This window comes from Mucilaginibacter sp. A3364, from assembly GCF_059690715.1.
On the sequence record NZ_JCAWED010000001.1, the window covers coordinates 1,952,561 to 1,974,634 of the forward strand.

At 43.6% G+C, this 22,074-nt stretch carries 18 protein-coding genes and 1 tRNA gene; 7 read left to right on the forward strand and 12 right to left on the reverse strand.

From position 1 onward, the window contains the following. Positions 1 to 83: 83 nt before the first annotated feature. Positions 84 to 800 (reverse strand): hypothetical protein, encoded by a 717-nt coding sequence (locus AC59JT_RS08780; protein ID WP_497397855.1) that lies wholly within the window; start codon positions 798 to 800, stop codon positions 84 to 86. 34 nt (positions 801 to 834) lie between these two features. Next, positions 835 to 2,013 carry a PQQ-dependent sugar dehydrogenase gene (locus AC59JT_RS08785; protein WP_497397857.1) on the reverse strand — a complete coding sequence of 393 codons (1,179 nt, stop codon included), beginning with the start codon at positions 2,011 to 2,013 and terminating at the stop codon, positions 835 to 837. A gap of 158 nt (positions 2,014 to 2,171) precedes the next feature. On the opposite strand from AC59JT_RS08785, the gene AC59JT_RS08790 reads away from it, so the two are divergent. Then, positions 2,172 to 2,642 (forward strand): DUF6252 domain-containing protein, encoded by a 471-nt coding sequence (locus AC59JT_RS08790; protein ID WP_497397858.1) that lies wholly within the window; start codon positions 2,172 to 2,174, stop codon positions 2,640 to 2,642. Between the two features lie 105 nt (positions 2,643 to 2,747). On the opposite strand, the gene AC59JT_RS08795 is transcribed toward AC59JT_RS08790, so the two are convergent. After that, positions 2,748 to 2,821 (reverse strand) — tRNA-His (locus AC59JT_RS08795). A gap of 119 nt (positions 2,822 to 2,940) precedes the next feature. Here AC59JT_RS08795 and AC59JT_RS08800 point away from each other — a divergent pair. Beyond that, a complete protein-coding gene (locus tag AC59JT_RS08800) occupies positions 2,941 to 5,034 on the forward strand; it encodes a heavy metal translocating P-type ATPase (protein WP_497397860.1) in 2,094 nt (697 codons plus the stop codon). 57 nt (positions 5,035 to 5,091) lie between these two features. Then, positions 5,092 to 5,562, forward strand: a complete 471-nt coding sequence (gene rnhA / locus AC59JT_RS08805) for a ribonuclease HI (RefSeq protein ID WP_497397862.1) — start codon at positions 5,092 to 5,094, stop codon at positions 5,560 to 5,562. A gap of 226 nt (positions 5,563 to 5,788) precedes the next feature. Here rnhA and AC59JT_RS08810 read toward each other — a convergent pair whose 3' ends face one another. The 6 genes from AC59JT_RS08810 to AC59JT_RS08835 all read right to left on the reverse strand — a co-directional run bounded on the left by AC59JT_RS08810 (position 5,789) and on the right by AC59JT_RS08835 (position 12,169). Next, entirely contained in the window at positions 5,789 to 6,283 is a 495-nt protein-coding gene (locus tag AC59JT_RS08810; RefSeq protein ID WP_497397864.1) for a metallophosphoesterase family protein, read from the reverse strand. Between the two features lie 39 nt (positions 6,284 to 6,322). Further along, entirely contained in the window at positions 6,323 to 6,982 is a 660-nt protein-coding gene (locus tag AC59JT_RS08815; RefSeq protein WP_497397865.1) for a tRNA1(Val) (adenine(37)-N6)-methyltransferase, read from the reverse strand. Between the two features lie 55 nt (positions 6,983 to 7,037). Further along, on the reverse strand, positions 7,038 to 7,427 hold the full coding sequence (gene gloA2, locus AC59JT_RS08820; protein WP_497397867.1) for an SMU1112c/YaeR family gloxylase I-like metalloprotein: 390 nt from the start codon (positions 7,425 to 7,427) through the stop codon (positions 7,038 to 7,040). 65 nt (positions 7,428 to 7,492) lie between these two features. Next, positions 7,493 to 8,320, reverse strand: coding sequence for an energy transducer TonB (locus tag AC59JT_RS08825; protein WP_497397869.1), 828 nt, complete (start codon positions 8,318 to 8,320; stop codon positions 7,493 to 7,495). Between the two features lie 235 nt (positions 8,321 to 8,555). Next, positions 8,556 to 11,228, reverse strand: a complete 2,673-nt coding sequence (locus AC59JT_RS08830; protein ID WP_497397871.1) for a TonB-dependent receptor — start codon at positions 11,226 to 11,228, stop codon at positions 8,556 to 8,558. Next, positions 11,225 to 12,169 (reverse strand): GLPGLI family protein, encoded by a 945-nt coding sequence (locus tag AC59JT_RS08835; RefSeq protein WP_497397873.1) that lies wholly within the window; start codon positions 12,167 to 12,169, stop codon positions 11,225 to 11,227. The genes AC59JT_RS08830 and AC59JT_RS08835 overlap by 4 nt, the downstream gene beginning before the upstream one ends. Before the next feature lie 184 nt (positions 12,170 to 12,353). Here AC59JT_RS08835 and AC59JT_RS08840 point away from each other — a divergent pair, with 184 nt between their 5' ends. The 4 genes from AC59JT_RS08840 to AC59JT_RS08855 all read left to right on the forward strand — a co-directional run bounded on the left by AC59JT_RS08840 (position 12,354) and on the right by AC59JT_RS08855 (position 17,194). Next, positions 12,354 to 12,584, forward strand: a complete 231-nt coding sequence (locus AC59JT_RS08840; RefSeq protein ID WP_497397875.1) for a DUF4287 domain-containing protein — start codon at positions 12,354 to 12,356, stop codon at positions 12,582 to 12,584. Between the two features lie 267 nt (positions 12,585 to 12,851). Next, positions 12,852 to 14,819, forward strand: coding sequence for a PAS domain-containing sensor histidine kinase (locus AC59JT_RS08845; protein ID WP_497397877.1), 1,968 nt, complete (start codon positions 12,852 to 12,854; stop codon positions 14,817 to 14,819). A gap of 3 nt (positions 14,820 to 14,822) precedes the next feature. After that, positions 14,823 to 15,257, forward strand: a complete 435-nt coding sequence (locus AC59JT_RS08850; RefSeq protein WP_497397879.1) for a response regulator — start codon at positions 14,823 to 14,825, stop codon at positions 15,255 to 15,257. A 41-nt stretch (positions 15,258 to 15,298) separates the two neighbouring features. Continuing rightward, positions 15,299 to 17,194 (forward strand): PAS domain-containing sensor histidine kinase, encoded by a 1,896-nt coding sequence (locus AC59JT_RS08855; protein WP_497397881.1) that lies wholly within the window; start codon positions 15,299 to 15,301, stop codon positions 17,192 to 17,194. Here AC59JT_RS08855 and AC59JT_RS08860 read toward each other — a convergent pair. The 3 genes from AC59JT_RS08860 to AC59JT_RS08870 form a co-directional block, all read right to left on the reverse strand. Further along, the gene (locus AC59JT_RS08860; RefSeq protein ID WP_497397883.1) at positions 17,191 to 17,685 is read right to left on the reverse strand and encodes a DUF421 domain-containing protein; all 495 of its coding nucleotides are present in this window, start codon (positions 17,683 to 17,685) and stop codon (positions 17,191 to 17,193) included. The genes AC59JT_RS08855 and AC59JT_RS08860 overlap by 4 nt on opposite strands. A gap of 114 nt (positions 17,686 to 17,799) precedes the next feature. Continuing rightward, a complete protein-coding gene (locus AC59JT_RS08865) occupies positions 17,800 to 20,523 on the reverse strand; it encodes a ThuA domain-containing protein (RefSeq protein ID WP_497397885.1) in 2,724 nt (907 codons plus the stop codon). A 123-nt stretch (positions 20,524 to 20,646) separates the two neighbouring features. After that, positions 20,647 to 22,059, reverse strand: coding sequence for an efflux transporter outer membrane subunit (locus tag AC59JT_RS08870; RefSeq protein WP_497397887.1), 1,413 nt, complete (start codon positions 22,057 to 22,059; stop codon positions 20,647 to 20,649). Positions 22,060 to 22,074: the final 15 nt, after the last annotated feature.

Here is a 22,074-nt window from a genome sequence, read left to right on the forward strand (position 1 = left end):
ATAAATTGGATAGCTAAAGAAACGAAAAATCCGCCAGCAATGCAACCGATGTCAAGACCGGTAGAAGTGTAACCCGGCCAGCGTTAAAACTCGTTTTGAATATTGATCACTGCTTCTACATTACTTAGCGTTAAGGCAGCGCCCGGTGTATCACGCGGATAAAGCTTACAGCTAAAGGTAACTTTTAATTTTATGCTTTCTTTTTGCGCAATGTTGGGAGCTGGTAAGTTGACCATACTCAGTACCTTGAAACTGCTACCCGTCTGGCTACCATCACTTGCGTAAACTTTGTTATTAGCATCGGTATAAATTACCCTAACATTTTTCTCGTTAGCCTTATGTTCAAAAGACGGATTATATACCCAATCGCCAACAGTTGTACTGCCAAAAAAACTATGAAAGGCGGCCGATCTGTTATCATCCAAATTATACTTGATGGTACCGAACTCTATTTCTATTGCCGGCGTTAATGGCGTTCTATTAGTTAATAACGCGCTGATGGCACCTATAATATTCCCCTTGGCATCCTGTGATTTGGACGATGCCACGCCGGGCCCCCAACCCTCGGTAACGTCTATTTGTCGCCAATTTAACGATGTTCCATCAAGGGTTCCTTTAAGGTAATAGTCGCCTATGGCGCCACCGGTTGATCCTGTACCTCCCGTGCCTCCTGTTGTACCTGTAGGGATGGTAACAACACCATTAATATAGTTACCGGGGTCAGTAAAATCAGGTTCATCCTTTTTACAGGCAGACATTACCAATATGATAGCGATAAAAAACAGGAATAGGTTTCTCATACTATAAATATATACCAAAATAGCTAACGCATAGTTATTGAGATGCAACAAACTTGTATATTTTGCCGTCGCTATAATTCAAAATATACAAACCGCCGTTGCTGTCTTCGCCAAAAGATGACAAGGTACCGCCGTTAACCTTCCCGATAAGGTCATTAGCTGTAGTTTGCTTGCCCGCGCTTGTTAGCGCCCATATGTTACCCGAAACAAAATCACCATAAATATATCGTCCTGTAAGTCCCGGCAGGTTCTTGTCACGAGATACATAGCCACCGGTTATGCTTTTACCCACGGTATGGTCATAGGTATAAATGGGTAACGCGAGGCCGTTTTTATCGCAATTGCCACTGTAGCAATCATTACCTTCCATGGTTACCCAGCCATAGTTGCCGCCTTTTTCTATGATATCTATTTCTTCGGTTTTGTCCTGTCCAACATCGGCAGCCCAAAGCAAACCTGTTGTTTTATCAAAGCTAAAACGCCATGGGTTACGCAGGCCATAAGCATATATCTCCTCGCGGGTGTTTGCTACGCCCTTAAACGGATTATCGCCGGGGATAGCATAGGCGGTACCGGTACCACGATTGTTTACATCTATACGTAGTATTTTACCTAGCAGGGTATTTCTGTTTTGCCCGTTTCGGTTAGGGTCGCCCGCGCTACCACCATCACCGGTGGCTATGTATAGATAACCATCGTTACCAAAGGCCAGTTTGCCGCCTTTATGATTTTCAAACGGTTGCGAGAATGTGAGCAGTATCTCTTCGCTGGCTACATCGGCTTGATTAGGATTACCGGCGTTTACTTTATAGCGCGCTATTACCGTTTCAATACCGGGATTACGACGCACATAATTCACATAAAAATAGCCGTTGGTTTTATAATCCGGACTAAAAGCCAGCCCTAACAAACCCATCTCGCCACTTGCCGTAACCTTACTACTTATATCTAAAAAAGTACTTTTAGAGCTTGCAGCGGCATCATTAGCAAATACCTGTATTGTGCCTTTTACCGATACCACAAAAATGCGGTTAGTACCATCGTTAGGCGCGGTCAGTTCAACCGGGCTATTGATCGCGGCTATATTGGGGAATGCGGGTACGATGGTATATTTACCTAATTCGGCAGGTGGATTGGCGCCTGGGGCGGGATCGTTAGAACGGCAGCCGGCCACAACGCAAGCCAGGGCCAATATGATAAATCCGTTTTTCATGGTATTGATGTTACTGTGTTATAAAGCAACGTTAACGCAAAAGCTTTGTTTCTATTAATTGCATATCAATAAATTAATGAAGTTAATAAACAAGCTATTACATTGCTGATAAATATAACTTTTAAAAAAAATCTCTACATTGGAAGAAAATTACGCATATGAAAACCCTAAAACCTTTTCTTTTATTATTAGCACTTTTTATGCTGGCCTTTACGGCGTGTAAAAGGGATAGCAGCACAGATCCCGACGGCAACAGCGCTACCGCCGGTATGACATTTAAATTTAATGGCACAGCACTAAAATACAGCAATGTGCTGGCTACGCACTATAAAACCCAAAATCAGAACACGATACAAATACTTGGCACAGACGGCACTCAAATACTTAATATCAGTGTGCAAAATGTTAAGGAAGGCACGTTTGATGTAGTGGTGGATAATGCTATTCTTACCTATTCAACCGTGTCAGACTATGACCACACTTATCTGGGCACAAGCGGTAAAGTTACCATAACCAAATTTTCTGCCGATGTCGTTTCGGGGACTTTTCAATTTACCGGCGCCACACCTGCAAATCAAACCGGCACAATTACAGAAGGTAAGTTTTCGGCCAAAATAATTACCATTTAAAGAAACTGGAATAAATTGAAGAAGAGGCAGGCCGGTGGTTTGCCTTTTTTTTTGTTGATATTTGAGTGTAAAAAAACGCCCCTCATTTTCATGAGGGGCGTTAAGGGTAAGTAATCGGGCTCGAACCGACGACCCTCGGTACCACAAACCGATGCTCTAACCAACTGAGCTATACCTACCGTGTTGGGAGTGCAAATGTATAAATTTGAACGCAAACTGCAAGATATTTTTTAAAATTACATTTAACCGACTCACACATTTAGAACCACTCTAAATAATGCGGTACCTTTGTTTAACTATGACAGAGCAACTGGTTGAATTGAACGTTACAGGCATGCATTGCAACAACTGCGCGCTTAGTGTACATAAACTGCTGGAAAAGAAAGGGCTGCAAAACATCATTGTAGACTTTGCAGGCGAAGAGGTAAAGTTCTCCAACCAAAACAACGCCATACCGCTGCCGGATATCATTAAAGGTATTGAGCAATTAGGCTTTCGGGTAATTGACGGTGCTACCAATCACCAGCCAAAATTTTATGAAAAAATAGAGAACAAATTTATCTTTTGCGTCCTGTTCACCGCCCCGTTGTTGCTGCATATGGTGTTGCCTTGGCACTTTCTGCATTCGCCATTGGTTCAGTTATTACTATGCCTGCCGGTATTTGCTGTGGGCTGCCTGCATTTTGGCAAAAGCGCTTTTCATTCCGTTAAAGGCGGCGTGCCTAATATGGATGTATTGATCTTTATTGGCTCAACTTCCGCATTTATATATAGCTTGGCGGGTACCTTGCAAAACCTTGGCGAGAACTACCTTTTTTATGAAACATGTGCTACCATCATCACCCTGGTGTTATTAGGCAATGTATTTGAGAAACGATCCGTTAGCCAAACCACATCGGCGGTTAAGGATCTGGTGAAATATCAGCAAGTAAGCGCCAACCGCGTGATTGATGGCACTATTGAAGTGGTTAACGCCAGCGACCTGCGCCCAGGCGATATTCTATTAGTAAACCAGGGCGACAAGATACCTGTTGACGGCGATATACTGGAAGGCAACGCATCCGTTGACGAAGCTATGCTTACCGGCGAGAGCTTACCTGTGGAAAAACAAAAATACGACAAGGTTATAGGCGGCACTATTGTACAACACGGCAACCTGCGCATGATAGCTACCAAAACAGGTTCGAACACCATACTGGCGAAGATCATCGAACTTATGAAAAAGGCCCAGGCAGCCAAACCGCCTGTGCAACAACTTGGCGATAAGGTAGCCGCCATATTTGTGCCTGTAGTTACCGGTATAGCTGTATTAACCTTTGTGCTTACTTACTTTTTAACTGATGTTGGTATGCAACGCTCGCTGATGAACGCCATTGCCGTGCTGGTAATATCATGCCCTTGCGCTATGGGTTTGGCTACGCCTACCGCGGTAATGGTGGGCCTTGGCAGGGCGGCCAAAAGCGGTGTATTGATAAAAGGCGGAGATACCATTGAAGCCGCCGCCGATGCGAAGTTTGTGGTGTTTGACAAAACCGGAACTCTAACTACCGGAAAGTTCAGCATTAAAGATATTAAGGTAGAAACGGATATATCTATCGAGCAGGTGCGCGGCATTATTGTGGCCATTGAGGAACGCTCAAACCACCCTATTGCCCGTTCGCTTGTTGCAGGGTTGGCCGGCTCACCCCAAACCAAACTCATTCTTAAACAAGCTACCGAAGAACGGGGCCTGGGCATGCGCGCCGAAGACGTTGAGGGCAATAACTACTTTTTAGGCACCGGCAAAACAGCCGGCGAGGATGATTTCAACTTATCGCTTTACCAAAACCAGGTATTACTGGCGCAGATAGCTATTGACGATACCATCAAACCTGAAGCTGCCAACCTGGTAGCGCAGCTTAAAAAGATGGGCGTTACCCCCGTGCTACTCAGCGGCGACCGCAAAAACCGCTGCCTTAAGGTGGCCAAAGCTATTGGCATTACCGAGGTACACGGCGAAAAGCTACCCGACGAAAAGCTGGGTGTGATAGACATATACAAGCAAAAAGGTAAAACTATAATGATAGGCGACGGTATTAACGATGCCCCTGCCCTAACCCGCGCCAACGTGGGCGTATCTATGAACGACGCCAGCCAGATAGCCATCCAATCGGCACAGGTGGTGTTGTTGAATACTGATCTGCAGTCTGTTGTGAAGTTCTTGCAGATAAGTAAACACACCTTGATCACCATAAAGCAAAACCTTTTTTGGGCCTTCGCTTACAATATTATAGCCATACCCGTGGCCGCGCTGGGCTTTTTAAACCCTATGATGGGCGCCCTCACCATGGCCTTTTCGGATGTGGTGGTTATTGGTAATTCCATACGCCTTAAGCACAAGCGCATCAATTAATTTTCTATTTTTGCCACACATGCTATGGACTATCGACCATGGGCTATGGACTAAAACATGATAGAAATTTACACAGACGGCGCGTCAAGCGGTAACCCGGGACCGGGCGGATATGGGGTGATACTACGATCAGGCAATCATTATAAAGAACTGTCTGAAGGTTTCCGTAAAACCACCAATAACCGCATGGAACTGCTGGCTGTTATTAAGGGCCTGGAAGCGCTCAATAAACCCAATCAAAACGTAACAGTGTTTTCTGATTCTAAATATGTGATAGATGCCATCGAAAAACGCTGGGTTTATGGTTGGCTGCAAAAGGGTTTTAAGGATAAAAAGAATAAAGACCTTTGGTTAAGATATCTAGATATCAGCAAACTGCACAACATCAAATTTACCTGGGTGCGCGGCCACAACGGGCATCCCGAAAATGAGCGTTGTGACCAACTGGCGGTAGCTGCCGGTAAACAACGCGAGTTACTTATAGATTCTGTATTTGAAATGGGATCGGCCAAAGGTGGTTTGTTATAAATAGGTGCGCCATTTTAAAGTGGCGCACATGGCGCACTCATTTTTTGTTAACTACCTAATATTTAACATTTTATACAAAAAAGCGGCGCACAGTGGCGCAGACTAATAAGTCATTTTATTTCAAGCCGGATAGCCGTTAATTTATTGATAATCAGAAAACTAATTTTTAGCAATTTTTGGCGCATTTTCTACAAGTGGCGCACCCTAAATATTGCAGTGGCTCACGTTACTTTGCTCCCAACTCAATCACCTGCAAGTCCTGTATCAACGCGCCATTGATACTGAAACGCATTAATGTGCGCACTTTTTGCCAGCCCTGTTTACCGGCAGCACCGGGATTTAAGTGCAGGCAATTTATCTTTTTATCAAACATTACTTTTAAAATGTGCGAGTGCCCTGATATGAACAATTTAGGCGGGTTGGCATAGATCTCTTCGCGGATACGCAGATCGTACCTGTCGGGATAACCGCCAATGTGCGTCATCCAAACATCAACCTCCTCGCATTTAAAACGCAGGTTTTCGGGGTACTCAGCACGTATTTCCTTCCCGTCAATATTACCATAAACGCCACGCAGTGGTTTAAATCCCGCCAGGGTATCTACCACGGCAACATTACCAAAATCGCCGGCATGCCATATCTCATCACATTCTTCAAAATGCTTAAAAACAGCTTCGTCAAGGTAGCTATGGGTATCTGATATGAGGCCTATACGAATCATTTTTTATTTCGGATTTCGGATATTCAATTTGGAATTTATTTAGAAGATCGTAAAGAAAGGCTTTAATATCTGTTGATAATCCATAGAATAGACTTTCTGTACAGAATAAATAACAAACTCTTCGTCGGCTTGCTTTGTGCCACTGGTATTTAATACAATAACTTCGCGGTGCGGAACTGAATCCGGGTACGACTTTAACCCGATGATTTTTTGCAGATATAATTGACAACTCGTGGCGATGCCTTTCACCAGTTCCGCAGTTTGTAGCGGCAACACTAACCAACATGAGCCATTGGTATTTAAATGATCCGCCAAATGCTTGACCAGTTTTTCGAAAAAAACAGCATCCGCATGCTTAGCCAAATTACGTTTCTCTCCCGGCGATTCCAACGAATTAATATAAAATGGCGGATTGGAAACGATCAGATCATATTTCCTTAACGGATTATGCCTAAAGAAATCTTCAAAACCAACTCCATAAAGATTCAGCTTATCGGCAAATGGTGAGTTTTTAAAATTGCCTTCGGCGGTACTAGCCGCCGCTTCGTCTATCTCAACGGCATCAATAGTCGCGTTGTTAAACCTCTGCGCTAGCATTAAAGCAATTACACCTGTGCCTGTACCTATATCTAGTATGCTTTGTGGATCAGTGGCATCTGCCAGTGCCCCTATCAATACCCCATCGGTATTAATTTTCATGGCGCAACCGCTTTGGTCTACATCAAATTGTTTGAATTTAAAAATACCCGCCATCCTACCGTTCGTAAAACTCAATAGGTAGTCCGTCCGGGTCGGCAAAAAAGGTAAAACGTTTGCCTGTAAATTCGTCTACGCGTATAGCTTCTACCGCTAGCCCGTATTTTACTACATCGACAATAGCTTCATCAATATTATCAACCTCAAAAGCCAGGTGCCTTAAACCGGCAGCTTCCGGGCGCGACGGACGGGGCGGCGGTTCGGGAAATGAAAACAACTCTATCTGGTACAAGCCCCCCACCTCCAGGTCAAGTTTGTACGAATCGCGCTCAGCCCGATAAACTTCGGCAACGGCTTTAAAACCCAGTATTTCGGTATAAAAGTGTTTGGATACCGTATAATTTGAACTGATGATAGCGATATGATGTATGCGGTTGATTTTTGGCATGCCCAAAAATAACAAAAGGCGAAAGATAAATGGATAAACCTTTCGCCTTTGCCATTGGTTAGCAATTAATCATTGCCTAATGAGAAATTAATAGGGATAGTAAATTTCACTCTCACGCTCTGTCCGTTTTGAACACCAGGTTTCCAGGCCGGTGCTATTTTCAATACACGAAGCGCTTCTTCGTCCATTCCGTAACCGGGGCCTCTAAGTAAAGTAATGTTTGATAAATGGCCATCTCTTTCAATAATAAAACTCACATACACCTTGCCGCTAACCCCGCCATCTAAAGCCATCGGTGGATATTTCAGGTTTTTTTGTAAAAATTTCGCCCATGCGTTGTTTCCGCCAACAGGTTCAGGCATTTTTTCCAGTGTCTCAAAGGGCTGTAACGCGTTAGGATCACCAGTGCCTACACCTGTTCCCCCGGTACCAGTTCCGGTGCCTGGGTCGGCATTTGTTCCACCTTCTGTGCCTTTAGATTCAACGTTCGAAATAACAACATTTTCTAACTCAGCGATTTTCGGCGGTTCAATTACCGCCGGAGTTTCCACCGGTCTCATCGCTATAAATATTTTAGTGGTTTGCTGCGCTGCCGGTTTTGCTGATTTTGGCTTTGGTTGTTCTACAGGTTTTTTTCGCTCAACAGGCGGCTTGGCTAGTTCAACCACTATTACCTTGTCTGTTGGGATAACAGCGGGCAGCGGTTTTACCCTAATAGCCATACCATAAGCGGCTGCAGATATGGTAATTGTACAAAGTGCAATTACCAATGCCTTCACCGTGTCTTTGTCATGATTTTTTCTTAGTTCGTAAGCGCCATAAGCTTTGTTTCTGTTAGCAAATACAACATCGAGCCACTCGTCATTGTACAAATTAAATTTTGAAGTTAGCATAGTGTTTGAGATTTAGTTTTATTAGTAAAACGATCTCAAAATATAATTTGTTGCAACAATATTGCATTTTAGTATTATTGCAACAACATTGCATTTTTATTTTTATTATTTCAATTTTGATGTTTTAACATTGAAATTATTTAAACAAATGCAATGTTGTTGCAATTGCCAATTATTTACTTACCGACTCGCAAAGCAACATTTTCACTCTTTTTCGGCGCAAAACGCGCGTTTGCTAAATATTGAACATCAGTTTTGCTAAAATAATACGGCCCGGTATGGTATAGTTGCTTGAGGTAAATACGTTGGCCGCCAAATAAACCGCCGTATAGTTTTTGGTGTTAAGCAGGTTTTGGGCGCTCAACTCAATATCCAGCTTAGTTTTCACGAATTTGTAGCGCACACAAGCGTCGGCAAACATATATTTCAAATCGCTGCTTTGCTGCTGGCGGGTGTAGTAATGATCAACCGAAAAGCTGGTAAACAGATTACTCAACGGGTTATAGTACAGCGTAGCGCTTTGTACCAGCCGTTCAAACTTGCTGCTGTTGGCCACTGCCGATGACTGGCTTGTAGTATGGCTATAATTTGCTTTATAGCTAAAGTTCATTTTGTCGCTCAGCTTGCTTTCGGCGCTGCCATTAACCATTTTAGTTATGGTGTTGTAAGGTAATATAATGCCATTTTGAATTTGGTTAAGCTTAGTGGTTTGATAACTTAACCCAGCCGTAAACGTGGTGCGCATACTAAACGAGTACTTGCTGGCAAAGCCGTTAAACATCCAGGTATCCATATTATTATCAAAAGGCAACACTACACGCTGTTGTATATTATTGGTAACCACACTGGTTGCAATGTTATTAGCGTTTTGGTGCGTATAAGCTGCATTAACACTAAAAAAGAACAGCGTAATAGCCCTTTTATAATTGTAACCCAACACAGCGGTTTGGCTTTTGCGTTCGGTCAGGTCGGCATTATTGGCATACAGGCTTCTGTAGTTGGTGAGTATATAGCCACGGTACACATCCTCTATCCCACCGATATTGTTGCGGTAATTATAGCTCAGGGTTACAAAGTTTTCAATACCGGTTTGGTATTTTATGGAAATCCGCGGATCGAAATACAAGCGGTTCAAGCCCCTTTTTAGCTTATAATATTCATCGTTATAATCTATCTGCTGCAGGCTTACAGGTAAAGCCATGTTTAGCTTTAATTTATTGCCGGGGATATCAATCGAAGCTTCGCCATATACTTTATTTCGGTTCCAATCCAGGTTATTACGCGCGCTATCGCTCACTAAAGCGGTGTTGCCATTATACTGCGTTACCGAAAGATCGGAAGTTAACGACTGTGATTGGATGCTAAAACCCGCCTTATAGCTCTGGGTTATAAACTGGCCCGGTATTTTGTACGAGAAATAGTTATTGGTAAATACCGATGGCACGTTAGCATTTTGTGTTAAGCGCGCATAGCCAACATTATTATTAAATATATCCGGATTTAAACCGGGATCTATTATCCTATTCTCAGGTTCGGTAAAACGATTGATATAGCTGTAAACCTCCATAATGCTGTTGTTTTTGAAGGTTTTCATAAAGTTGAATTCGTTACTCAGATCGGTTAAATTATCTTTAAAAACCTGGTTTACCGGCACACCGTTGGTCACCAATGCCGAGTAAGCCGTGTTGCGCGCATAATCTGTTTGCAGGCTGTTGTTAAGGTAAAACTTGCTCTGGTTCATGTTAAGTGTTAACTGGCTGCGTAGTATATCTGGCCGGCGCTGGTTGTACTGGGTTTCCGCGTAGCGGATGGTATCGTTAGGAAGATAGATCTCGCTGCTTTTACGATAATCCTGCCGCTGGCCATCATGCAGGTACGATACGTTAGCACGCAATTGCACATCTTTTTTCAGGTTCACCAGGTTATTCATATTTAACAAACCCGAGCGGTTGAACAGGTAACGGTTACGCGGCAGATCAGGATCGCCCGCTGTACCCAAAGACAATAACGTACTTGGCTGGTCGTTTCCAATGTTTGACAGGTAGTTTGCCCGGTTGTGGGCTATAAGATCTGTACCTACATCAAAGCCTACGTTATTGCCTTTCAAATAATTAATGCCTTTGTATTTATCCTTGAACATCATGGCATTCAGTTCGCCGTAATAGTTACCCGGCAGTCCGCCACCAACAGTCTCCTGCCCTACCAATTGTATTTTGGCGTCCTTTTTAATGGTGAGATTTAAGGCTACGTCATCGCTAACTACCTTGTTTTGCAGCATTTTTATAGGCTGATGGTTTTCCATCACCTGCACCTGGTCGACAACGCCGTTAGGGATAGTATTTGTAGCTATATTATACTTGTCATCCAGTAAGTTATCACCACCAATATAAAGATTTGATATAGCCTTACCATTATAGCTTATCTTACCATCCTTGGCCACATCAATGCCCGGCAATTTTTTGATCACATCGCCAATCACCCTGTCCTGCGGACTACTAAAGTCAGAAACCTTATAACTCGTAGTATCGCCACTGGTACGCAAAAAAGGTCGCGTGTTTTTGATCTTCACATCCTGCAGCATATTCACCGACGCGCTTAGCTTAAAATTATAAGCCTCATTAACGTTACTAACCGATCGTGTTTGTTTTTTAAAACCCAGGCAACTTACCTCCAGCTGCAGGCCCGCTTTATCAACATCCGCCGGAATGCTTATGCTATAGGCACCTTTATCGCTCGTTGTAGCGTAGGCAACAATTAAGTTGCCCGCGCTTTTAAGGTTAATACTGGCATAGCCAACGGGCTTGCCCAAACTATCGGTAACGGTGCCTTTAATGTTTTGCGCAACGCATAGCATGGGCAGCAGCATCCACAAAATGAACACTTTGCCCCCTTTGGCAAGGTCTATCATTTTTTCTCGGGTAACTCTAAAGGATTATTGATAACCGGGCCCCCGCTGTTTTGTATACGGATGTTATTACCTCCGCCGGGGCCACCAGGGCCGCCCGGGCCACCTAAACGCACACCCTGGCTTGCCATTGCGGCCTGTGCAAAAGCTGTGGGGTCTTTACGCATAGCATCCTGTAGCTTAGCAAACTCTTTTTCTGATGTTTTTACGGCATCAGTCGGTACCTTGATAACGTTAGGGTCTTCGTTGGCATCTTCCATACCAAACATGCGTACAGTTGGCATGCCTTGTGCTGCGGGTTCTTCTTTAGGTTTAACAAATGGTTTTGCTTCTTCCAGGCCATCAAATTTAAATACAACTTCTTTGTTAGTATCGTAAGCTTCCAGTATTAAACCAGGCAAACCGTTCAACTTCCATGGGCCGGCGCGGAAAGGTAATTCAGGGGCAAACCATGCGGTATAATCCCGTCCTTTAAAATGCGCGGTAGCTTTCTGGCAGCGCATACCGCCAAAGGTGGCGGTATCGGTGCTAATCTTCCAGCTAATGGCCGGCATTTGTTCTTCAATTAAATATGGCGTTATCAGGCGCTCTTTGCGGATAAATTTTTTATCGTTGTTAAACTGGTAATATTCTGTATTGGTTGTAGGCGTGCGGCTTTGCACATTGATACGCACCTGGCCCGATCCTTTTTGCTCGGCCAGTTGTTGTGCCATTTGCTGGCGCATCATGGCTTCCTGTATCTTACGATCGTAGCTTTTGTAGGCACTGGCGCTTCGGCCTAAAAACAGGATCATGTTTTCGATATAGGGCTTAGTACGATCTGTAGTATCGCGCAGGTGCGAAAACTTGTAACGCACGGTCAGTTTAGCCGTGTCAACCTGTTGTGCTTTGGCGCTGTAAGCCACTGAAGCCACCGCCGCTAAAAAAAGTAATTTTGCTTTCATTATTGTGATATTGAATAAATAACCTGAAACAAACATAACGAACAATTCGTAAATCTACGAAATAATCGTAATTGTTTAACAAATTTTAACAGTTCATTTTTTTAACAAAATTTAGTTTTTGCATAAAATCTTCGTTTTTTACTACTTTAGGCTATATTTACGGTACACCAGTTAATAAACATACATGTCATTCCAGGCTTATTTAGAAAACATAAAAACCAAAACCGGCAAAACCGCATCCGATTTCAGGGCGCTGGCCGAAGAGAAAGGTTTCACTCAAAACGGCAAACTAACAGCAACCACTAAAGCAGGCGATATTGTTAGCTGGCTTAAACAGGATTTTGATTTAGGGCACGGGCATGCCATGGCCATATTCGCTTTACTAAAGGGTAGTAAAAACGAGGACAGTATTTAATTTAAAGTGTAATTACCATTGTAATTGCGAAAAACGAATATTAGATTTGTTTTAATACCTGATCAGAATAGTAAATTACATTATAAAAACAGGCGCAAACCCGTTTTAAATACCTTAAGGTAATGATCAGGCCTATTACTTTCACCCCCTTACCGAGGTAATACCAATTTGTATTATTATTTCATACTCCTGCTTTATTACGGGACAATGAAACTTTGTTTTATAACGACATTTTTTGCCCATTAACCGCATAAAGTATACTTTAATATGCCGACGCGCCAGGATAATATACCAGCATTAAGCAATAGCCTTGATGATAAGCTGTTTCAGTTGCTTGTTGCCAATGTGGAGGATCATGGCATATTTATGATAGACCCTAACGGCATCATTATGAGTTGGAACCAGGGAGCCACCAACATTATAGGCTACACTGCTGATGAGGTTATTGGTAAGCACATCTCCATTTTTTACACACCCGAAGACGTTAAGAAAAACATTGCCCGCGATATTTTAAACCAGGCTTTAAAAAACGGCAATTACCAGGTTGAGGGCTGGCGGATATGTAAAGACGGCTCGAAATTTTGGGCACATGTGGCACTCACCACTTTGTATAATGACAAAGGGCACCTTATCGGCTTCGCCAAAATAATACGTGATGTTACCGAACGTAAAAACCGCGAGGACAAGAAAGCGGCCATTAACGCCGAATTGGAAAAACGCGTTAAAGAAAACACCGAAAAGATCATCGCTAATGAACTACGTTTCCGCAAGATCATTGAGAATAGCCATGATGGTATCTCGCTTTTAGATGCTGACCTGAATGTTATTTATCGTAGCCCATCTTCTGAACGCATAAACGGCTACAGCACTGCAGAGCGAGTAGAACTGGAAATTGAAGACCTGATACATCCTGACGACCGCCAACTGGTGAATGATATATTTAAGGAGGTGCACGCAAAACCCGGGTTACCCATCCTCACCTCCTATCGTACCAAACACAAAAACGGCCATTACATTTGGGTAGAATGTTTGTATACCAATATGCTGGATAATACCACCATTGGTGCCATAGTATGCAATTTTAAAGATATCACCTACCGTAAAACTGCCGAGCAGGAACTTAAAAACAAAACCGAGCAGATAGAGAACATACTGGAGCGTATCACCGATGGCTTTATTGCTTTGGATAACGACCTGCGCTATACCTACGCGAACAAACGCATAGGCGAAATGATGGAACAGACGCCCGAAGCCATGCTGGGCAAAAACATATGGGAGCTTTTCCCTGACGCGGCATCGTCCGAGTCGGCGAAGGCTTTTGAGCGTGCGTTAAAGGAGCAGGAGTATATTTATGTGGAGGATTATTACGCCCCGCTAAACCTTTGGCACGAAAACCATATTTATCCCTCACCCGCCGGTCTGTCCGTATTCATTCGTGATATATCCGAACGTAAAACTGCCGAGCTGGAGATACAGTACCTAAACGAAACGCTGGAGAAGAAAGTGACCGAGCGCACGGCCCAACTACAAGTAGCCAACAAAGATCTTGAGTCCTTCTCCTACTCGGTATCGCATGATTTGCGCACTCCGTTACGCGCTATTAACGGCTATGCCAGCATGCTTAAAGAAGACTTTGAAGATAAGCTTGGCGCCGAAGGTAACCGCATTATCAATACCATCAGCGATAATGCTCGGTTGATGGGTCAGTTGATTGATGATCTGTTGTCATTTTCGCGCATCGGTCGTAAAGAGATCAATGTGAATACCATTAACATGTACACGCATGTTAAGGCCTGCTTCAGGCAATTGTTTGAAAACGGGCCACAAAAATACCAGGTAACCATCCATCAGTTGCTGGATTGCGAAGGCGACAGTGCCATGATCAAACAGGTGTGGATGAACCTTATCGGCAACGCCATAAAATATACGTCAAAAACAGAATCGCCCAGTATAGAAATTGGTGTAATACCCGATAAACGCAAGAACACGTACTACGTAAAAGATAATGGCGTAGGTTTTGATATGCAATATAGCGATAAGCTGTTCGGTGTATTTCAGCGGCTGCACCGGCAGGACGAATTTGAGGGTACCGGCGTGGGTCTGGCCCTGTCAAAACGTATTATTGATAAGCATGGCGGCAAAATATGGGCCGAATCTGAACCTGATAAGGGAGCTACGTTTTATTTTAGCTTGCCTTGCAAAAAAGTAGCTGTATCAAAAACAGGAAAGGGCTAAGTGATGAACGATATAGAAATACTGTTAGTTGAAGACAACGTTTATGATGCCGAATTCACCATCCGTTCGTTAAAAAAAGTAAACCTGGCTAACAAGCTTTACCATGTTAAAGACGGTGCCGAGGCGCTTGATTTTATATTTGGCCGTAACGCTTACGCCGCCCGTGCAAATGATAAGCTGCCGAAAGTAATTTTGCTGGATATAAAAATGCCTAAGGTTGATGGCATTGAGGTATTGCGGCAAATTAAAGGCAATGATACTACCTGCAGTATCCCGGTAGTGATCATGACCTCATCAAAAGAAGAACAAGATATAATAACCAGTTATAAATTAGGCGTTAACAGCTATGTTGTAAAACCCGTAAACTTTGAAGGTTTTGCCAAAGCAGTTGCCGAACTAGGCCTTTATTGGCTAATGACAAATCAGCCCCCTCTGTAATTGTTGTTAAAGTTTTTTGAGTATAAATATTTGTATTCCTAATGACTATTCTACAGAAAATTAAGATCTTACACCTTGAAGATGTTTACACAGATGCCGAATTAATAAACAGAGTACTCACCAAGTCGGGTATTTTGTTTGACAGATTGCTGGTTGATAATAAATCGGATTTTGTGCGCGCGCTTAACGAGTTTAAGCCTGATATTATTTTGTCCGATCATTCCCTCCCCTCTTTCGATTCGTTAGAGGCGTTGACTATATTAAAGCAAAGCGGACTTAAAATTCCGTTTATACTCATAACGGCTACAATGTCTGAAGAGTATGCGGTTAGCGTAATGAAGGAAGGCGCCACGGACTATATACTCAAAGACCGCACGCAGCGTCTGCCAAGCGCTATCGAGAATGCCCTGAACAAATTTAAGCTGGAAGAAGAACATCGCAAAGCTTACGAAACCCAGGCGGCTATACTGAATGCTCTTTCCCCCAATATTACCCTACTAAACGAAGCCGGCAAAATAGTTGCTGTAAACGAGTCGTGGAAAAAATCGGCTTTACTAACTAACCTGGGCATGCCCAACTACGGTGTGGGCTACAGTTATATTGCTATTGCCGAAAAAGCCAACGCTGTTGACTCCGCCACCGCGGCAAAAATAGCTAAAGGTATACGCGAAGTGATATTGGGCCAAATACATGAATTTACCATTGAATACTGCAGTAATTTACCTGGCGGGAAACGTTGGTTTCAGTTGGTTGTAGCACCGCTGGCTAATGCTAATGATAAGGGAGCGGTAGTGCTTCACGTTGATATTACAGATCGTAAACTGGCGCAGGAATCGCTGGTACAATCAGAAGCTAACCTACGGTCGGTTTTTGAGAATACCGACCTGTGTATTATTTTGTTGGATGCCGGGCTTAACGTGGTATCATTTAACAGCAATGCCAGTGCTGCCATGACAAAACAGTTCAATAAAAAACTGAAGACAGGTGTCAGCCTCTTACGTTATTTCCCCGCCGAGCGGAAACCCGGGATCAAAAAAGCGCTTAAACTGGTAACCGAAGGCGAAGTTGTTACTTACGAAACTACGTACGAAGACCCGGACGGCTCAACACTATGGTACGAGGTAAAATGGGTAAGCGTAGTTACCGAGCATCGCGAAGACGCCGGCATAGTACTCACCTTTAAAGATATAACCGCTAAAAAAGAACAAGAAAAAGCAAGCAATAACATTACCGCCGATCTGGTACAACGCAATAAGGACCTGGAGCAGTTTGCCTATATCGTATCGCATAACCTGCGTGCGCCTGTGGCCAATATATTGGGACTGCTAAACCTGGAAGCCTTTAACCCCAGCGATGAGGAAGGCAAAGAAGTATTACAGGCGCTATCCTCGTCGGTAAATAACCTGGATAAAGTTATTGTCGATCTGAATAACGTACTGCAGATCAGTAGCCAGTTTAATGATAAAAAGGAAACAGTATCATTTACTGAACTGGTGCAGGAAATTAAGACCGGTATAAGCCAGATGATACAGAAAAACAATGCCAATATTCAGTACGATTTTAGCGCTATTGATGAGATGCTGATATTGAAAAGCTATATGCACAGCATTTTTCAAAACCTCATTGTAAACGCCATTAAATATCGCCGGGTAAATGAAGCGCCGGTTATTACCATCAACAGCAAAATATCGGGCAATACGATTTGTATTATTATTAAAGACAATGGCAAAGGCATTGACCTGGTACAAAACGCCAAGCACCTGTTTGGCTTGTATAAACGTTTTGATAAAACCGTGGAAGGTAAAGGCATGGGCCTGTTTATGGTAAAAACACAGGTAGAAAGCCTGGGCGGCCGTATAAAAGTACAAAGCGAATTAGGCAAAGGCACCCAGTTTGTCATCGAATTCCCGTTGGAAGGACGTAACGAAAGGCATTAACGGTTTTCTTTTTTCACGATACTTATTTCGCCACTGGTTTCCATGCGTATTTCGTCAACAGTGGTTAATGAGTTGGCTTGCCCGTGCAATCTAACATCGCTCATGAGGTCTTTTTTGCTGATTAGGCCGGCTTTCATATTGTCGTAATCAAATTTGCCGTTTTTGTAAAGCTCCATACTTTCGCCCCGTAGTAAACGGGCAAATCCTTCATTAAAAATGCAGATCCATGCCAGCAAACGGTGTAAAACAACCAGGCATAAACTGCAGACAACAGTGGGTAAAAATTCGGAAGCGCCAACTACTGCCCTGCTTAATATGGCACCCAATATTATAACAATGGTATTATCAAAAGCGGAACGTTTACCAAAGGTACGCCTACCCGAAATACGGATAAGGATGAGCGTGATAAAGTAGATGACAAGCCCCCTGGCACTCATTTGGTAAATGGTCAGATCCTTCCCTTCGCCAAATATTTTGATGATTAATTCCATATAGCTTTTATGTTTATTGTATAAAAGCTACCGGCACAATTTTGTTTTTAGTGCACGGCAACAAAAAAGGCCGAAGCATGATGCTCCGGCCTTTAGTTTTGATGTAGGGTGCTATTATTTTTTAGCTTTTAATGAAAACACCCAATCCAATATTTGTGTTATCTCTTCGGCTTTTAAGCTTGGGTGAGCCGGCATCACCGTATCGCCCCAAACACCGGTACCACCGCCTTGAATTTTGGTAATTAAGGTTGAATAAGTTGCCTTATTTTTTTGATACTTATTGGCCACTTGCGTAAATGACGGACCTATAGATACCGCTTCTGTACTGTGACAGGCCTTGCAATCTGACGATGCCATTAAGGCTTTGCCCGCTGCGAAAGGTAATGACGGATCAATTGGCTCTTCGCTGCTTCCTGCCGCTATATACACCGGCTTACTGATGGCTGATGCCAGTTTGCTATCCTTAACCGTTACAGTTGGTTTATATTCGGCCTTTTTTGTGTAGGTATGTGCTACAGTTGGCACGGTAGTAACTTTTTTCACGCCGCCGCCCAGGTTCCAGGTGTAGGTCATTTTATCCTTTTCGGGATCGGTTGCTTTTACTGATAACTGTACCTTTAAAGGCAAATTGCCATAGGTTTTATCCGCGCTAAGCGATGCAATTTCAGGAGCGCGGTTGCCTGCATTGTATTCAATGCGTGATATACCGGCATCTTTATTTTTCTTGAACCAGCCGTCGCTGTTACCATATTCTAAGACATAGATCTTACCGTCAGGGCCCATTTCCATATCGATCATGGAATTGAATTTGGTACCCTCAACAAATGGCTCCATGGTATCATAATCGCCATCAGGTGTCATGGTAACCGCTTTTATCCAACCGCGCACAAAATCGTAAATAAATAATTTATCGTTATAGTAATCCGGTAATCTGCCGGCAGCGGTTTTATAGTTTTCTGAATGATAAACCGGACCCGCCATAGCGTTACGACCACCTGAACCTACCTGCGGGAAATCGGGCGATGCTGCGTACGGGTACCAGATAAATGCCGGTTGTGCAGGTGGCAATACTTCTAAACCGGTATTGTTGCGGGAGTTGTTCACCGGACGAGCAGGATCAAAGGGCTCACCTACTTTACCGGTTGCATAATCATAAGCACGGTAAGGGTAGTTATTACCTACAAACAACGGGTAACCAAAGTTACCGGCCTTACGTGCCTGGTTAACCTCATCATAACCACGCGGACCGTGTGTAGCTAAACTATCATTGCTGGCATCCGGGCCAACTTCGCCCCAGTATAAAAACCCTGTTTTGCTATCCACCGAAATACGGTAAGGGTTACGGTTACCCATTACATAAATCTCGGGACGGGTTTTAGCAGTTCCTTTAGGGAAAAGGTTTCCTTCGGGAATATTATAGCTGCCATCAGGGTTAATTTTTATACGCATGATCTTACCACGCAGATCATTGGTATTACCTGAGCCACGGCGACCGTCATACTGTTCAAAGCCCGGGCGATCATCCAGCGGAGCGAACGAATACGTGTTAGGTATCTTTTTACCACCGCTCGGCTCATCAAACGGCGTAGTGTTATCACCTTGCGACACATAAAGCATATGATCTTTACCAAAGGCGATAGAGCCACCGGTATGGCAGCAAATTTCGCGGGTGGTACCTAACTGCAGGATCACCTTCTCACTTTTGCTATCAATTTTACCGTTGGTGAATGTAAAGCGGGATAAACGGTTTACTGACGTATCAACCGGGCTGTAAAACACGTAAACAAAATGATTCTTCGCAAAGTCAGGATCTATTTTAATACCTAACAAACCTTCTTCGGCATTTACACCCTGCGCTTTAAGTACATGATGATATACCGGGATAAAACCAACTTGCTTAGTCTTCTTTGTGGTGTTACTATACAACAAAATCTGGCCCTTACGCTGCGCCACCAAAATATCAAGATTAGGCAAAATGCTCATTTCGGTAGGTTCATCAAATTCGCCACCAACAGATAATTGTTTTTTGCTGAAGCGATTCGCATCAGGTACGCGCTGAACTTTGGCTTTACTGTAATTTAAAGGTGCATTTTTGCCGATGGCATATTTAATACCGCCTAGCAAATGTTGTAAAAAGAAATCTTCGGTAAAAGATTGTTTAGTGTGACCCAAACCTGTGTAAAACACGCGGCCGCCTTCAAAATCATGATACCAGGCGATTGGATGGCTGGCGCCCATAGCGAATTTTTTATCGCCTTCGTTATATTTCAGGCTTGATTCTTCCAGGTTGATCAGGATGTGAAGGTCTTTAGCTACGTTTTTGTAGTGATACCATTCGTCCCAGCGTTTCCATTCGGTGGGTAACATACTGGTTGAAATATGAGTTTTATCAACCACGGTTAAAGTAGCATTCTGTTGTGCGGGGTGATGTGCGAAATATCCACCCACCATACGGCCGTACCAATGCCAGTCGTATTCGGCATCTGCAGCGGCATGAATGCCCACAAAACCGCCACCGGCTTGTATGTAGCGTTGCAGATCGGTTTGCTGAACATTGTTTAGCATATCGCCGGTAGTACTTACAAATATTAGCGCGGCGTATTTTTTCAGGTTTGATTCTTCGATCTTTTTTGCATCAGAAGTGGTGTCTACCGCGAAGTTATTTTCATTACCTAGTTTGGTAATAGCGGCAGCACCAGCCGGGCGCGAATCATGCGGGAAACCCGCAGCTTTAGTAAACACCAGTACACGAGGCTTTACCTGCGCATTGGCCAAACTAATACCGGCCAACACCACAAGTAAGGTAGTGTTTAAAAAACTAAAAAGTTTTAATTTCATTGATAAAGGAGTTTTATTGGTTTTGATTTTCGGGTATGCTTATTAAGCACCGCTAAAAGTATTCAAATACCGATAAAACTCCTAATATCTTTTTAAAATAGCAATCGATTGTTTACGCTATCGTTACCGCCAGCCACCGCCAAGCGCACGGTATAGGTCGGCAACGGCGTTTAATCGTGCTGTTTTGATGGATGCTAATTGTAATTCGCTTTGCAAAACATTGCCCTGCGCGGTTATCACTTCCAGGTAGTTAGCCATGCCGTTTTTAAATAACTGGTTGGCATTACCTGTGGCTTGCTGTAATGTAGCTACGCGATTAGCGGCAATATCCTGTTGCTCTTTCAATTTATCAATACGTACCAAGGCATCGCTCACCTCGCCTACCGCGTTTAATACGGTCTGGCGGAATTGCAATACAGTTTTTTCGCGATTGATCTGCGCAACGTTATAATGGGTACGCAAAGTTTTTTTGTTTAATAACGGCTGCAATACGCTGCCCGATACCACACCAAATAATGATGCCGGTATGTTAAACCAGTTATCCGCTTTGAATGAGTTTACGCCGCCGCTGGCAGTTATACGCAACGCGGGATACATTTCGGCTTTGGTTAGGCCCACATTAGCGTTAGCGATAGTTAAAGCCAGTTCGCTACTTTTAACGTCGGGCCTGCGGTTAAGCAAAGCTGATGGCACACCGGCTGATAAATTATCACCGAAGGAGACATCGTTTAAAGCAGCCGTGCGGGCAACCTTATCGGGTAACGAGCCGCTTAACACGCGGATGGCATTTTCCTGCAACTGGATATCCTGTTCAAACTGCGGCACCAGTTGGCTTGCGGCCTGTAACTGTGCCTGTGCCTGCTGCACAGCCAACAAACTTACCTGCCCGGCATCAAACTGTAGTTTGATAATACGCAACGTGCTATCATTTAAACGCACATTTTTTTGCGCCGTAGCTAACTGTGCGTCCAGCATTAACAGGTTATAATAACCTTGCGATACGCCGGCAACAACGTTGGTTTGGATCAGCTTACGGGCTTCCTGCGTTTGCAGGTACGCAGCCAAAGCGCTTTTGCTTTGGTTACGTATCTTGCCCCAAATATCGGCCTCCCATGATAATGAAAGATTGGCCGAGTAATCTTCGATATGCTTACTACCCACGCCAAACGCGCCAAGGCTTAAGCCGGTAACGCTGTTATCGCTGGGGCGATTACTGCTTGCTGTAACGTTGGCGTTAATGGTAGGTACGTAGTTCCATTTAACCTGTTTAAGCAATTGTTGTGATGCTTCAATGTTTTTCACCGCTATCTGCATATCGTAGTTTTTTGCGATAGCACTATCAATTAATGTTTGTAGTGTAGGGTCGGTAAAGAAAGTTTTCCAGGGTACATCAGCAATGCTGGTGGTATCTGTAGTAGCGTTTCTGAACACCGCAGGCGCAGCGTCCTGCGGTGTTTTTACATCCTTGCTCACCTTGCAGGCGCTTAGTAAAAGCGCTGCAAGTGTGATTAGGGATATGTTTATATAGTTTTTCATTGTCTTATACTTTAT

Bases quoted from the DNA above. Each gene is read 5' to 3' on its own strand.
- AC59JT_RS08780 (WP_497397855.1), bottom strand. From the start codon at position 800: ATGAGAAACCTATTCCTGTTTTTTATCGCTATCATATTGGTAATGTCT.
- AC59JT_RS08845 (WP_497397877.1), top strand. From the start codon at position 12,852: ATGCCGACGCGCCAGGATAATATACCAGCATTAAGCAATAGCCTTGAT.
- AC59JT_RS08855 (WP_497397881.1), top strand. From the start codon at position 15,299: ATGACTATTCTACAGAAAATTAAGATCTTACACCTTGAAGATGTTTAC.
- AC59JT_RS08825 (WP_497397869.1), bottom strand. From the start codon at position 8,320: ATGCTAACTTCAAAATTTAATTTGTACAATGACGAGTGGCTCGATGTT.
- AC59JT_RS08800 (WP_497397860.1), top strand. From the start codon at position 2,941: ATGACAGAGCAACTGGTTGAATTGAACGTTACAGGCATGCATTGCAAC.
- AC59JT_RS08835 (WP_497397873.1), bottom strand. From the start codon at position 12,169: ATGAAAGCAAAATTACTTTTTTTAGCGGCGGTGGCTTCAGTGGCTTAC.
- AC59JT_RS08865 (WP_497397885.1), bottom strand. From the start codon at position 20,523: ATGAAATTAAAACTTTTTAGTTTTTTAAACACTACCTTACTTGTGGTG.
- AC59JT_RS08840 (WP_497397875.1), top strand. From the start codon at position 12,354: ATGTCATTCCAGGCTTATTTAGAAAACATAAAAACCAAAACCGGCAAA.
- AC59JT_RS08815 (WP_497397865.1), bottom strand. From the start codon at position 6,982: ATGAAAATTAATACCGATGGGGTATTGATAGGGGCACTGGCAGATGCC.
- AC59JT_RS08810 (WP_497397864.1), bottom strand. From the start codon at position 6,283: ATGATTCGTATAGGCCTCATATCAGATACCCATAGCTACCTTGACGAA.
- rnhA (WP_497397862.1), top strand. From the start codon at position 5,092: ATGATAGAAATTTACACAGACGGCGCGTCAAGCGGTAACCCGGGACCG.
- AC59JT_RS08860 (WP_497397883.1), bottom strand. From the start codon at position 17,685: ATGGAATTAATCATCAAAATATTTGGCGAAGGGAAGGATCTGACCATT.
- AC59JT_RS08830 (WP_497397871.1), bottom strand. From the start codon at position 11,228: ATGATAGACCTTGCCAAAGGGGGCAAAGTGTTCATTTTGTGGATGCTG.
- AC59JT_RS08870 (WP_497397887.1), bottom strand. From the start codon at position 22,059: ATGAAAAACTATATAAACATATCCCTAATCACACTTGCAGCGCTTTTA.
- AC59JT_RS08785 (WP_497397857.1), bottom strand. From the start codon at position 2,013: ATGAAAAACGGATTTATCATATTGGCCCTGGCTTGCGTTGTGGCCGGC.
- AC59JT_RS08790 (WP_497397858.1), top strand. From the start codon at position 2,172: ATGAAAACCCTAAAACCTTTTCTTTTATTATTAGCACTTTTTATGCTG.
- gloA2 (WP_497397867.1), bottom strand. From the start codon at position 7,427: ATGCCAAAAATCAACCGCATACATCATATCGCTATCATCAGTTCAAAT.
- AC59JT_RS08850 (WP_497397879.1), top strand. From the start codon at position 14,823: ATGAACGATATAGAAATACTGTTAGTTGAAGACAACGTTTATGATGCC.